Source organism: Streptomyces sp. NBC_00691, assembly GCF_036226665.1.
Taxonomy (GTDB): Bacteria; Actinomycetota; Actinomycetes; order Streptomycetales; family Streptomycetaceae; genus Streptomyces.
In genome coordinates this window covers 6,310,853-6,324,686 of sequence record NZ_CP109007.1, presented here as the reverse complement: position 1 = coordinate 6,324,686, position 13,834 = coordinate 6,310,853, and the positions used below count along the sequence as shown (strand labels likewise).

Here is a 13,834-nt window from a genome sequence, read left to right as displayed (position 1 = left end):
TCCTCGGGACCCGTTCAGAAGTTGTCGTCGTGTTCGGTCGCGCCGGGCGAACCGTCCCGGCCCGCTCCGGCGAGGGAACCGGAACCCGCGCCCGAGCCGTCCGTCCCGCCGCCTCCGGCTCCGCCGCCGGTACGCCGGGGCCCGCGGGACCACGGCATGCCCCGGCCACCACGGGTCGGTGTGCCCCGGCCGCCGCCGGCCGGCGCCGCGCGGCCGCCCCGTACGACCAGCTCGTGCTCGCCGAGCCCGGCCGGCTCGCCGGTCCGCACGGGGACCTGGGCCCCGCCGCGGGGGCGCAGCAGCAGCTCGCCCGCGCCGGTGCGGCGCAGCACATGGGCGGCGGAACCGCCGCCGGGGACGCGGCGGAGGGTGGCCGGCGTCCCGTACGGCTCGTCGACGGTGAAGGCGAAGCTGCCGCCGGGGCTCTGCCCGTGGCGGACGGTCAGCGAGTCGAGCGAGCGGCCGTCCTGGCAGAGTTCGAGCGTGACGCCGGTGAGGTCGCGGCGGCGGCGCCGGAACGCGAACCGGATGCCGACGAAGGTGCCCACGAGGAGGACGACGACGGCCCCGCCGACCACGGCCTTCCACCAGCGCTCCCACCAGGTCGGCGGTTCGACCACCCGGACGTCCAGGAGGGCGCCGCGCAGGGTGCGGCCGTCCGCGGCGTCCACGACGGTGACCTGGCCGCCGAGTACGCCGAAGGGAGTGTGCCTGCCGACGGTGACGGTGAAGGGGATCCGGGTGCTGCCGTTCGGCGGGGCCGTCACGGTGCCAGGGGCGACCGCGAGTTCGGCGCCCGGGGTCTGGTCGGCGAGGCCCAGGCGCAGGGTGTGCGGCACGGAGTCGTTGTTGGTGACGTCGAGGGTGCCGCGGACGGTGGCACCGGGGCGCACGGAGTCGCCGTCGACGGAGAGGGCGGCGGTCACCAGCGGTGCGCCCTGGGAGGTGACAGCGTGCAGCGGGCGCCGGTCGGAGGTGATCCCGGGCGCCTCCATGCGGGTGACGAGCTCCAGGGCGCCGGTGGCGCTCGCGGGGACGGTGAGCGTGCCGGTGAACCGGACGTCACCCGCCTTGGCGTCGGGGGCCTTGCCGTCGTCGGCGAGCCGGAAGCTGACCGGCTCGAAGCCCTCGCCGCTCAGGTCGGCCGCGACGGAGAGGTCCTCCAGCTGGCGCGGGTCGGTGATGACGACGCCGCGCCGGGTCTGCATCTGCACCTCGATCCTGACCTGCTCGCCGGCGCGCGGGGACGCCGGGTCGAGGACGACGGCGGAGCGCAGCCGGCCCTGCCAGATGGCCCGCACGGCGACCTCGCGGTCGCCGTGGCCGGCGGGCGCCTCGATGTGCACCCGCCAGGGTCCGGGCAGCGGGTTCCTCACCCGCAGCGCCTCGACCGGGCCGTCCACTCCGCTGACCTCGAACGAGGAACCGTCGAACTCGCCCCGGACGGGCACCTTGCGGCCCGCCGGGTCGTAGTAGGTGACCCGCACCTCGGGGTCGTGCTTGGCGACCGTGAGGGAGCCGTCGGTGGCGATCGGCGGGATGGTGACGGTCAGGTCGGCGGGCGGCTTGCCGACGGTGCCGTGCGCGATCCGGGCACAGCGGGCGGCGGCGAAGGTCTCCTGGAGGGCCTTGTCGATCTCGGCGGAGGTGCCGACGACCCGCATGCGCGGGGCGGAGCCGGGGATCTCGGAGCAGGCGCCCCGGTAGCCGCCCTCGGCCATCGCGGTGAGGGCGGCGCGGTCGAGCTCGCCGCCGAAGCCGAGGGGCCAGATCTGGACGCCGGCCGCCCGGGCGCGGGCGAGTTCCTCGACGAGCCGCTTCGCCCCGTTGGACTGGCGGCTCTCCCGGTCGGTGCCGTACTCGGGGCTGTCGGCGACGTCGAGCTTGCCGTCGGTGAGCAGGAAGACGACCTTGGGGGTGCCGGGCTTCCCGGCTCCGCCGGTGCCGGTGTCCGCGCCGGGTCCGGCCGCGGTCCCGGTGAGGCGGGTGACGGCCTGCCGGACGGCGGCCGGAAAGTCGGTGCCGGGGCCCATCCGCGCGGTGTCGCGGCGCCCCAGCTCCTGGACGCACTCGCTGAGCCGCTCGCGGCCCGACGCGTCGGCGGCGGTGAGCGGGCACACCTCGCGTACGGGCGACTGGCCGCGCTTCTCCGAGCTGCCGAAGCCGATCACGGCGGCCCGGGAGCGCTCCGATATCTCGCCCTGGACGAGCAGCGCCGCGGCCTCGGTCTCGCGGGCCAGATCCTTGTCGGCGAGGCTCGCCGACTGGTCGACCACGACGGCGAAGTCGATGGGGTCGGGCCCTTCGGCGGGGTCGGCGGGGGCTGCGGGAGCGGTACGGGGGACCGCCCGCGCCCCGGGGACGCCGGGCGCGCCCGAGGCGGTCGTCGCCGCGAGCGGGCCGGCGAGCGCGAGGAGCGCTCCGGCGAGGAGCAGGGCGCTCCCCTTGTGGGTCCACTGCATGTTCTCTCTCACCACAGTTCGCTGAAGAGGGCCAGAAGGGCGCCGAGCGCGAGGGCGGACACGCCCAGGCGCAGCCACCGGTACTTCGCCGCGAGCACGAGGCCGTGCACGCTGGCCTGTTCGAGGAGCCAGCCGGTGGCGTCCGCGCCGGGCGCGGAGAGCCGCTCGCGCAGCGCGGTCTCCGACGGTCCGCCCGTCAGCTCGCGCAGGAACGTGCGGTCGGCCCCGATCCGGGTGCGGGGCAGCACCACCGAGACGAGCATCAGGACACCGGCCGTCCAGAGCGCGCCCGCGAGGAGCAGGAGGACGAGCCCGGGTCCCGAGTCGGGCAGCAGGGCGCGGTCGCCGGAGAAGACGACCGCCAGGAAGGCGAGGGCGCCGGAGAGCAGGATGGCGGCCTTGGTGTCGGCGCGGCCGATGTCCTCCCGGACGGTGGAGAGCAGCCGTTCGGCCATGAACCTGAGTTCTTCGGCGGGTACGGGGAGGGGCGCGGGTGCGGGGACAGGTACGGGCCCGGGACCGGGACCCGGCGCGGGGCCGGGACCCGACACGGGACCGGGACCCGGCGCGGGGCGCGTCGGCCGTGCCGGGTCCTGCCCGCGCCCCGGGGCGGTGGTCACTCGTCGTCCCAGTCGGTGAACTCGGAGCTGGGCCGGGCCGGACGGGCGGGCCGCCGGGCGCGGTCGCGCGCCTCCCTGTCGTAGGGGTCGTCGCGGTCGTACCGGTCGTTCCGCTCGTAGGAGTCGCCGCGCCGGTACGGGTCGCCGTCCTCGTACCGGTCGTGTCCGTCGTCGTAGCCGCCGTCTCCCCGGTCCCGCGAGCGGGCGCGCTCGCGGTCGTCGCCGTCGGCGCCCCGCTCCCGCGCCCTGCCCCGCTCCCGTTCCCGCTCGGAGCCGGACTCGACACGGGTCGGCTCGTAGACGCGCGGCCCGTGGGGGGCCTGCGCGTCCCCGCGCTCCTGCTCCTCGTACCAGTCGGGGCGGTTCGGCTCCGGCGCCGCGTCGCCCAGGGCGAGGCGGTGCGGAGGCGGGTCGCCCGAGGGGTTGAGCACCCGGTTGGTGATGCCGTCGAGGACGGTGCCGGTCTGCGTCCGCAGGTACATGAGCACCTGGTACATCTGCTCGCCGATGTCGTGCCGTTCGAGGACACCGGTGTCGAGGAGCCGGTTGAAGACGGCCAGGTAGTCCTCCTGGCCCTCGCGCCGCTCGCGCTGGAGCTGGCTGCGGATCTCCCACTGCTTGTCCGGGTGCATCGCCATGTGGTGGGCGATCTGGGCGAGGTCGCCGCGCCGGAAGAGGGCCTCCATCTCACGGGCGCGGTCGGCGACCAGGGCGCGGTCGGCGGCGTCCCTGCGCCGCTCCGCCTCGGCGACGCGCTCGTCGGCCTCCATGGTGACGCCGACCCGGTCCCGGCGGGACACCTCGGCCTTGACGGAGTCGTCGAGGTCGACGAAGACATGGACGCGGGTCCGCAGCCCGATGTCCGCGCCGAACCTGAGGCGGCCGGTGCCGAGTTCCTCGCGCACGGCCTCGTCGGCGCGCTGCGCCTCGGTGATGCGGAACCGCCGGGAGATCCTGCGCAACCCGTCGAGCAGCTCGTCGTGCAGCAGCTCGGCGACGTCCTCGACCTGTTCGCGAACGACGAGGTGGGGGTCGGTCACCACCCACTGGACCCTGGCGAGGGCCTCGAAGAAGACGCCGTCGCCCGCGGCCGGCAGCTGGAGCCGGAACTCGGTGACGTTGCGGCCGAGCCGCACCTCGAAGACGGTGTACGCGGAGCCGAGCAGCGGCTTGTTGACGTCCTCGGTGCGGTCCGGCCAGACCACCCGGTGGCCGCCGTTGCGGTAGAGGAGCACCGCCGCGACCTTGCCGCTCCGGCGGCGGTACGGGGGCGCGTACTCGGCTATCAGCGGCCCGCGCGGCCGGTCGGCGGAGCGGGACCCCGTGCCGGACCCGCCGCCGCCGTCCCCCGGGCGCCCGCCCTGGCCCCGGTCGCGGCCCCCGCCGCCCTGCCGCTGCCGCTGCTCTCGGTCCAGCTCCTCGTCCGGGTCCATGTCCAGGTCCTCGTCCTCGTCCCGGCCGCCGGCGTGCCGGCCACCGCCGTTCTGCCCGTCGTACCGCTGCCCGCCGTGCTGGTCGCCGGGCCGGCCCCCGTACCCCTGCCGCTCCCGGTCGTCCCGGTCGCGGCCCCGCGCCCGCTCGTCACGGGCCTGCTCCGCCCTGGGCCGCTCGGCCCTGACCCGATCGTCGCGCGCCTGCCCGTCCCGTCCCCCGCCGTCGCGGCCGCGGTCGTCGCGGTCCCGGTCGACCCAGCGCGTCCGCTCGTCGGGCCGGGGGTTCCTGTCCTGCTCGGGCCCGGTCATCGGTTCGCTCCTTCCGTCACGGCGTCCCACATCCGGCGCGCCGCGCCTCTGTCCAGGGGCCGGTCACGGTCCCGGACCAGTTCGTTCAGCAGGCCCCTGAGCCGGTCGCGGTCGCGCCGCTCCACCGCGAGGCGCGGCAGGAGGCCGCAGACGAGCCCGAGCGACTCCGGGTCCTTCGCGGCCCGCCGGAGCATCCCTCCGAGGGCCTCCAGGGCCGACTCCCCCGAGCGGGCCGTGGTGAGCGTGGACCGCAGGAGCGCGGCCAGTTCGGGGGCCAGCTCGGGCCGGGTCGCGAGGAGCGCGATCAGCAGCGGGCGGGCCGCGTGCCCGTCCAGCTCCGGGACCTCCCGCAGCCCCCACAGATGGGTGGTGCGGGTGCTCAGGGCACGGATGACGGCGAGGTGGACGAGGTTGGCGAGGTTGAGCCGGCCGTCCTCCAGCCACTGCCGCAGCCGCCTGAGCACGGGCGCGGGTTCGCCGCAGGCGAGCAGCCGCGCCACGCTGAACGCGGCGGGCACCAGGACCTCGACGTCGGTCGCCTCACGGGCCCTGACGACCCGGGCGATCGCGTCGAGCGAACCGGGGACGCCACCGGCGGCCAGTACATAGCCGTGGGCGAGCAACGCGGTACTGACGAGCATCTCGTCGCCGGACGCGGCCCAGTTCTTGAGGACGTCGGCGACCGCGGGCCGGACGCGCGGGTCACGCGCCGACTCGGCGAGCGCGGTCGCGGCCGCCATGCGGGCGACCGGGTCCTCGGTCACGGCGAGCGGCACCACCAGCTCGCGGAAGCCGTGGATCCAGTCCCAGGAGCAGAGGACCCCGGCCGCGATGGAGGCCCGCACCCACACCTCGGGGCGCGGGTCGTCGCAGAGTGAGCGCAGCCAACGGGCGACCGGACCACGGACGTTGTGGTAGCCGTGCCAGATCTCGCCGAGGACGGCCCCGGCGAGCGCCTCGCCCTGGAAGCGGACGGCCCGTACGGGCACCTTGGCCGGGCCGAGGTCCAGTTCGCCGTCCTCCAGGACGGCCCGCGCCTGCACCGGCCTGTGCTCGGCATGCGTCCCGAACAGACGCCGGCCCGGCGGGTGCTCGGGGTCGAGCGTGACCGCGAGTTCCCAGGCGAGGAGTTCGGCGGCCTCGGCGGCGAGGCTGTAGGCGGAGCCGTTGAAGACGGCGACGGCGATGCGGAACGCGCCGGCGTTCAGGGCCGGGAGGGCCTCGGGGACGACGCCCGGCCGGTCGGCCCCGGCGAACCACTCACGGGCCTGGGAGCGTACGAAGGAGGCGCATTCGGCCAGGAGTTCCTCGTCCGTCACCTCCCCGCGCCAGTGCCTGGCGAGGTGGTCGGCGAGCCGCGCGGCCTCGCGGGGGCGCAGCTCCTCCAGGCCGAGCGCCTCGGTGACGTCCCGCCGCGCGCCGCGCGCCCGGGCGTCGCCGAGTGCCTGGTCCGACTCGGCGCGCAGCTGGTTCCAGAGGTGGCGGTGCAGGACCTCGTCGGCCGGCGGCGGTGCGCAGTACATCCCGTACCGGCCGCGCAGCAGCCGGTCGGCGAGCTCCCCGTTCTCGACGAGGACGACCCCGTACGCGTCCCGGCCGCGCAGCAGGTCGCCGAAGCGGTCCAGGTGCAGTTCGGAGAGGCGGGTGACGGAACGGCGGGCCGCGGCGGTGTGTTCACCCCGGCCGGAGCGGGCGGCACGCGGCTCGCCCTCGGCCTCGCGGACGTCCTCGGTGAGCAGTTCCAGGAGGTGGCCGCCGCTCTCCTGGAGGACCTCCTCGGTGATCTCGTCGACGCCGTGGCGCGGGTCGAGCCGGAAGACCTTGCCGCCGGTCAGTTCGTCGAGGAGGGCGAGCGCGGTGGCCTTGCGGCCGCTGCCGGGTTCGCCGCACAGGACGAGGACCCGGTGGTCGCGGAGCCGGTCCCGCATCCGCCGGTAGCCGGAGGTGGCGCAGTAGACACGGCCGAGGTGGTCGAGGGTCTCGGGCGGGACGGGGCCCTGGACGAAGTGCGCGGTGCGGTCGGAGCCGTACAGGGCGAAGATCTGGTTGCCCTCGAAGACGGTGCCGTCGCCGTGGATGGTGGTGAGGCGGTCGGCGCCGCCGCCGGCCCAGGTGCGGACGGCCCGGCGTGCCGTGGCGGCCCCGCCGGTCTCGCTCTCGCCGCCCAGTGGCCCCCGGTCGGCGGCCTCGAAGACGCTCGGCTCGCGGGGCTGCTCGGCGCCGTCACCGCGCTCGGACCCGTCCCTGTCGCGATCCCGGTCCCTGTCGCGATCCCGGTCCCGGTCGGAACCCCGGTCGGGACCCCGGCCGGCGCGGTCCGCGCCACGGTCGCCACCGCGATCGCCGCCCCGGTCCGGTCCGTCCGCCCGGTCGCCGTGCCCGGCGTCCGGGGAGTCGCTCGGCGGCGAGGAGTCCTCCTGGTCGCTCACTCCGACTCACCCGTCCCGGAGACCGCGCCGGAATCCGCGCCCGTACCGGAGCCGGGGGCCGAGCCCGGCCCGCTCCTGGAGCGGGGACCGGAACCCGGCCAGGAGTCGGAGTCCTCGACCGGGCCTCCGGCCGGATCCCCGGCCGAGCCCTTGGCCGCATCCCGTCGCGAGCCCCGCGGCGAGTCCCTGGGCGAGTCCTTGCGGATTCCGGTGAACCCGCCGTGGATGGTGTTGCCGTGGATGTCGAGGAGGTCGCCCCCGACGTGGTACTCACGGTTCCCTCCCACGGGCCGGGGCGTTGGGCCGTCCCCCCGCGACGGCCCAACGCCGGTCCGTGCCGCCCCCGCCGACGGCCGCTCCCCCGCGACCGCCGGCCCCCCGCCGGGCGCCGGCTCCCCCTCGGGCGGCAGCTCCCCGTCGCGCCCGATCAGCGGCGGCGCGGGCCTGCGCGGTACGTGGAACCAGGCGGCCTCGTCGGTCTCCTTGGACCGGATGCGGGCCGACCGGTAGTGGTCCGGCTCGACGTACCGCCCGCCCTCGGCGACCACGTTCCCGTACAGCCAGTCGGAGACGACGACCACGAGGGCGATCTCCGGCGTCTCGTTCATGATCCGCTTGGCCGGGGGGCTGTCGCAGAGCCGGGCGGCGAGGTCCACCGCGCGGCCGACCAGCCCGTGCCGGTCCTGGGTCACGAGGCCGGCGTTCATCCCGATCCGCAGCCGCAGCGGCCGGACCCGGCCCTGGTTGTGGGCGCGCAGGCTCTCGTACAGCGTGTCGATCCACCGGCCGACCATGAGGGTCGGCGGCACGTCGGGACGCAGGGCGGCGAGGATGCCGTCCCCCCGGTCCTCCTGGTGGAAGGTGCCGGGCTCGACGCCGACGGAGCTGTACGCGTCGTCGAAGGCGGCGTACATCGCCGCCCGCTGGTGTTTCTTCTCGGCCAGGTCGAGCGTCCCGGAGCCGCAGATGTCGCCGAAGACGACGAACCGGTGGATGCCGCCCGCTGCTCCGACCACGTCTCCGCCCACTTCCCCGTTCACTCCCGCACTGCTCACTCTCGGACTCCCTGTGTGCTGCCCCGGTGCCGTTGGTGCCGTGGTGATGCGTGTCCAGACTGGCCGCGTTCCGCGACCGGCGATGTAGCCGTTTACACACCCGGCGGAGATTCGTCCGCCGGTTCTCCGCCGGGGCGCGCACGCCCCTCCGCGAGCAGCACCAGGACCCGCATGTCGATCACGACGACGGTGCGGTTCGCGGTGCGGACCACGTCCTGCTCCCGCAGCAGGCGCAGCGCCTTGGCCACCGCCTCCCGGGTCGCTCCGATGGCCGCCGCCAGGTCGTGCTGGGGCAGCGGGAGTTCGAGTACGGTCCCGGCCTCGGCCCGCCGCCCGGCGCGCTCGGCCAGCTCGACGAGGCGGGCCGCGAGGCGCTGGAGGACGGTCTCGGAGGCGAGCGCGCGGCGCTCGACGTCGGCGCTCCGCAACCGGGTCGCGAGCTGGCGCATGATCAGCGAGGTGGCGTGCGGCCTGGCGGCGAGGAAGCGCCGGAACCGGTCGCCGGAGATCGCCACCGCCTCGACCCTGCCGAGTGCGGTGACGCTGGCGCTGCGCGGGCGCCGGTCGACGGCGGCGAGGTCGCCCACGACCTCGCCGGCGCCCCGGAGGGCGAGGATGAGGCGCGAGCCGCGCTCGGTGCCCACGGAGACGACGGACCAGCCGGAGAGGAGCGCGAGGACGAAGGCGGTGGTGTCGCGTTCGCGGATCATCACCTCCCCCGGTTCGTAGACGCGCCGGGCGCCCTCGGCGATGAGGGACCGACGGTCGGCCGCCGGGAGGGCGTGGAGGAAGGAGCGGTCCTGTCCGAAGAGACTCACCGCGCGCTCACCCCCGTACCGTCCTCGGGCCCTCCGGGGAAGACCGGCCGCCGGTGATCGACCGGCGTATTCGTGTGCGTGTTCCCACCTCAAGTGACGTGTCTCGTCACACTGTTGACGCTGTGTCACGTCATGGGGTGAAGAACGCTAGAGGGTGCGGAAGAAATGCGTCAACGGGCACGGGGGGCGCAGGGGAGCGCCGGACCCGACAGCCCTGCGCCCCCGTCGGGGCCGGGCGAAGACCTCGCGAAGACCGTGCGAAGGCCCTGCGGAGACGTGACGGTCACACGCCGAAGCCCTCACGGAGCCCCACCCCGTCCGAAGGGGTGGCGATCTCCGCGAGGGCTCCCGGGAACCAGGACCTCACCGACTCGTTGCGACGGGGGCCCATGGCGACACGGACTCACCGCCGCACGGCCGCACCGGCGCACGGCCGCACCGCTGCACCGCCGCGAGGCCGCACCGCCGCGAGGCCCCCACGGCGTCTCCGACGCGGGGCCCGCGGCTCGTCACCGGCTCACAGCCTCGGGTCCACCGGCTCCGACTCCAGTGCCAGGACCGCGAACACGGCCTCGTGGACCCGCCACAGCGGCTCCCCGTCCGCCAGGCGGTCGAGGGCTTCCAGGCCGAGCGCGTACTCGCGCAGCGCCAGCGACCGCTTGTGGCCGAGGAAACGCTGCCGCAGCCGCTCCAGGTTCTCCGGCCGGGTGTACTCGGGGCCGTAGATGATCCGCAGGTACTCCCGGCCGCGCACCTTGACGCCCGGCTGACCGAGCCGGCCCCCGCGGTCGCGGACGAGTGCCGCCAAGGGCTTGACGACCATGCCCTCGCCACCTGCGCCTGTCATGTCCAGCCACCAGTCGACCCCGGCCCGGACCGAGGCCTCGTCACCGGTGTCGACGACGAGCCGCCGGGTGATCTGGATCAGCCCGGTCGGGTCGTGCTCCACGAGCCGGTCCAGCCAGGCGAGCTGCTCGTCGTGCGGGACGGCCGTGAGCGAGCGCCCGCGCGCCGCCAGGAGCTGGAAGGGCGCGAACCGCACCCCCTCCAGGCCCTCGGTCGGCCAGCAGTACCTGCGGTACGCCTCGGTGAACGCCTCCGCGTCCACCGCTCGCTCCCGCTGCTTCGCGAGCAGCCCGTCGATGCCCTCGACCCCGCGCGCCACCGCCTGTTCGAGCGCGGAGATCGCACCGGGGAAGACCGCGCCCGAGGCCGCGCCGACCGCCGCGTACTGCGCGCGCAGCAGCCCGGCCGACTTGAGCGACCACGGCATCAGTTCGCCGTCGAGCAGCAGCCAGTCCGTGTCGAGCTCGTCCCAGAGCCCGGCGGCGCCGATCGCCGTCCGCAGCCGGTCGAGGACCTGCTCGGTGACGGCGGGGTCGTCGAAGAACGGCCGTCCGGTACGGGTGTGCAGCGTGCCGGTGACCCCTTCGGCGTCCACGCCGAAACGCTCGCGGGCCGCGTCGGCGTCCCGGCAGACCAGGGCCACCGCCCGGGAGCCCATGTGCTTCTCCTCGCACACGACCCGTTCGACACCGTCCGCCCGGTACTGGGCGAAGGCCTCGGCCGGGTGCTCCAGGTACCCCTCCTCCTTGGACGTGGCGGTGGGAGCCATCGTCGGCGGCAGATAGGTGAGCAGCCGCGGGTCGACCGCGAACCGGCTCATCACTTCCAGGGCGGCCGCCGCGTTCTCCTCGCGGACGGCGACGTTGCCCAGGTGCCGGGTCTCCACGGTCCGGCGTCCCCGCACGTCGGCCAGGTCCAGGGGGCGCCCCTGGTGCCCGCCGGGCGCCTCGGTCGCGAGCGGCCGGGCCGGCTCGTACCAGACGCGCTCGGCCGGTACGTCGACGAGCTCGCGCTCGGGCCAGCGCAGCGCGGTCATCCTGCCGCCGAAGACGGCTCCGGTGTCGAGACACAGGGTGTTGTTGATCCAGGAGGTGTTCGGCACGGGGGTGTGGCCGTACACGACGGTGGCCCGCCCCCGGTACTCCTCGGCCCACGGGTAGCGCACCGGCAGCCCGAACTCGTCGGTCTCACCGGTGGTGTCCCCGTACAGCGCGTGCGAGCGCACCCGCCCCGACGTCCGGCCGTGGTACTTCTCGGGCAGACCGGCGTGGCAGACGACGAGGTCGCCGCCGTCGAGGACGTAGTGGCTGACGAGCCCCTCGATGAACCGTCCGACCTCCGCCCGGAACTCCTCGCTCTCGTGCCCCAGCTGCTCGATGGTCTCGGCGAGGCCGTGGGTCTCCTGGACCTTCCGGCCCTTGAGCCAGCGGCCCAGCTTGTTCTCGTGGTTCCCGGGGACGCACAGGGCGTCGCCCGCGGCGACCATCGCCATCACCCGGCGCAGGACGCCGGGCGAGTCGGGCCCCCGGTCGACGAGGTCGCCGACGAAGACCGCCGTACGGCCCTCGGGGTGGTGCCCGTCGACGTAGCCGAGCTTGGCGAGCAGGGTCTCCAGCTCGGAACGGCAGCCGTGGATGTCACCGATGATGTCGAAGGGGCCGGTGAGGTGACGCAGGTCGTTGAAGCGGCGCTCCAGGACCACCTGGGCGGCGTCGACCTCCTCGACGGACCTCAGCACGTGCACCTTGCGGAAGCCCTCGCGCTCCAGCCCGCGCAGCGAACGGCGCAGCTCGCGGCGGTGGCGCTGGATGACGTGCGCAGGCATGTCCGCGCGGTCGGGACGCGCGGCGTTCCTGTCGCGGCAGACCGCCTCGGGCAGGTCGAGGACGATCGCGATGGGCAGCACGTCGTACGAGCGGGCCAGCTGCACGAGCTGACGCCGCGCCTCCTGCTGCACGTTGGTCGCGTCGACGACGGCGAGTCTGCCGGCCGCGAGGCGCTTGCCCACGATGTAGTGCAGGACGTCGAAGGCGTCCCTGCTCGCGGACTGGTCGTTCTCGTCGTCGGCGATGAGCCCCCGGCAGAAGTCGGAGGACACGATCTCGGTCGGCTTGAAGTGGCGCCTGGCGAAGGTGGACTTGCCGGAGCCGGTGGCACCGACGAGGACCACGAGGGACAGGTCGGTGACGGGCAGGGTGCGGGCAGGGCCGGTGCCGGCCGGGACCATGGTCTCGGTGCTCATGCCTGTTCCTCCTTCGCGGCGGTCGGGGCGGGGGTGCGGGTCTTCTCGGCGGCGGTCGGGGCCGGCATCCGCTTCCGGTCCTGGCCCTGCCTTCCGTCCCGGTCCCGCCTTTTGTCCTGCTCCTGCTCCTGCTCCTGGTCCGGGGTCCGGGTGAAGACGGCCATCTGGGTGGGCGGTCCCACCTCGGGGTCGTCCGGGCCGACGGGGGTGAACCCGACCCCGTACCCGTACCGCTCGGCGACCGAGGCCGCCCAGCTCCGGAACTCCTCACGGGTCCATTCGAAGCGGTGGTCGCCGTGCCGGACGTGCCCGGCCGGCAGCGACTCCCAGCGCACGTTGTACTCGACGTTCGGCGTGGTCACCAGAACCGTGCGCGGCCGGGCCGAGCCGAACACCGCGTACTCCAGGGCCGGCAGTCTCGGCAGGTCGAGGTGCTCGACGACCTCGCTGAGCACCGCGGCGTCATAGCCGGTCAGCCGCTTGTCGGTGTACGCGAGCGAGCCCTGCAACAGCGTCACGCGGGCCGCCTGCCGCTCGCTCATCCGCTCCAGCCGCAGCCGTCGCGCGGCGACGGTCAGGGCGCGGACGGACACGTCGACACCGACGATCTCCGTGTACCGGGTGTCCTTGAGCAGCGCCTGCACCAACTGGCCCTGACCGCAGCCCAGGTCGAGGACCCGGCTCGCCTCCGCCCGCTCCAGGGCGGCGAGGATCGCCGCCCGGCGCCGCTCGGCGAGCGGCACGGGCCGTTCCTCGGTGTCGGTCGACTCGTCGACCGCGTTGTCGACGTCGTCGACGTCCAGGCCGTCGGCCTCGGCGAGCCGCACGAGTTCGAGCCGCTCGTCCGCCTCACGCGTCAGGCCCCGGCGGCGGGACAGATAGCGCGCCGTGATCAGCGCCCGCTCGGGGTGACCGGCGAGCCAGCCGTCGCCGGCGCGCAGCAGCTTGTCGACCTCGTCGGGCGCGACCCAGTAGTGCTTGGCGTCGTCGAGCACGGGCAGCAGGACGTAGAGGTGGTTGAGGGCGTCCGCGAGCCGCAGCTCGCCCTCCAGGACCAGACGCACATAGCGGGAGGCGCCCCACTCGGGGAACTGCCCGTCCAGGAGCACCGGTTCGGCGTCCACGGTGTCCCAGCCCAGCGGTCCGAACAGCTTGCGCACCAGCTCGGCGCCGCCCCGCGCGGGCAGCGCGGGTACCTCGACGCGCAGCGGCAGCGGCGCCGCGGCCCGCTCGGGCATCGCCTGGCAGACGCCGTGCAGCGCCGTCTTGAAGACCTTCGCGAGCGCGACGGCGAGCAGCGAGGACGCCGCGTAGGGCCGGTCGTTCACGTACTGGGCGAGTGCGGAGTCCGGGGCGCCGCCCCGGCCCTTGCCCTTGCCGCGGCGCACCAGCGCCACGGGGTCCACCTCCAGGAGAAGTGCCGCCGTGCACCGCTCGGCGCTCGCCTCGGGGTAGAGGACGTGCGCCGTGCCGTGCGAAGTCGAGAACGTCTGCGCCCGCTCGGGATGCTTGTGCAGCAGAAAACCGAGATCGGTCGCGGGACGCTCCGGGTTGCCGGTCGTACTGATCGTCAGGAACACGCTTCCGAGTATGGTTCGCCGGCCCCCTCCCGACCAGGCA

8 protein-coding genes are annotated in these 13,834 nt (G+C 75.1%); all 8 read right to left on the bottom strand.

Going from position 1 to position 13,834, the window contains the following annotated elements:
- Positions 1–14: 14 nt before the first annotated feature.
- Positions 15–2,462, bottom strand: coding sequence for a vWA domain-containing protein (locus OG392_RS28570; RefSeq protein WP_329284032.1), 2,448 nt, complete (start codon positions 2,460–2,462; stop codon positions 15–17).
- 8 nt (positions 2,463–2,470) lie between these two features.
- Positions 2,471–2,917 carry a Pycsar system effector family protein gene (locus OG392_RS28565; RefSeq protein WP_329284031.1) on the bottom strand — a complete coding sequence of 149 codons (447 nt, stop codon included), beginning with the start codon at positions 2,915–2,917 and terminating at the stop codon, positions 2,471–2,473.
- 161 nt (positions 2,918–3,078) lie between these two features.
- Positions 3,079–4,824 (bottom strand): hypothetical protein, encoded by a 1,746-nt coding sequence (locus tag OG392_RS28560; protein WP_329284030.1) that lies wholly within the window; start codon positions 4,822–4,824, stop codon positions 3,079–3,081.
- Entirely contained in the window at positions 4,821–7,253 is a 2,433-nt protein-coding gene (locus OG392_RS28555; protein ID WP_329284029.1) for a hypothetical protein, read from the bottom strand. The genes OG392_RS28560 and OG392_RS28555 overlap by 4 nt, the downstream gene beginning before the upstream one ends.
- Positions 7,250–8,308 (bottom strand): hypothetical protein, encoded by a 1,059-nt coding sequence (locus tag OG392_RS28550; protein ID WP_329284028.1) that lies wholly within the window; start codon positions 8,306–8,308, stop codon positions 7,250–7,252. Before OG392_RS28550 ends, OG392_RS28555 begins: the two co-directional genes overlap by 4 nt.
- A 92-nt stretch (positions 8,309–8,400) precedes the next feature.
- Positions 8,401–9,126 carry a Crp/Fnr family transcriptional regulator gene (locus OG392_RS28545; RefSeq protein WP_030322889.1) on the bottom strand — a complete coding sequence of 242 codons (726 nt, stop codon included), beginning with the start codon at positions 9,124–9,126 and terminating at the stop codon, positions 8,401–8,403.
- Positions 9,127–9,643: 517 nt separating this feature from the next.
- Complete coding sequence (locus OG392_RS28540; protein ID WP_329284027.1) at positions 9,644–12,214, bottom strand: polynucleotide kinase-phosphatase; 2,571 nt, start codon at positions 12,212–12,214, stop codon at positions 9,644–9,646.
- The gene (locus tag OG392_RS28535; protein WP_329284026.1) at positions 12,211–13,794 is read right to left on the bottom strand and encodes a 3' terminal RNA ribose 2'-O-methyltransferase Hen1; all 1,584 of its coding nucleotides are present in this window, start codon (positions 13,792–13,794) and stop codon (positions 12,211–12,213) included. Before OG392_RS28535 ends, OG392_RS28540 begins: the two co-directional genes overlap by 4 nt.
- Positions 13,795–13,834 lie beyond the last annotated feature (40 nt).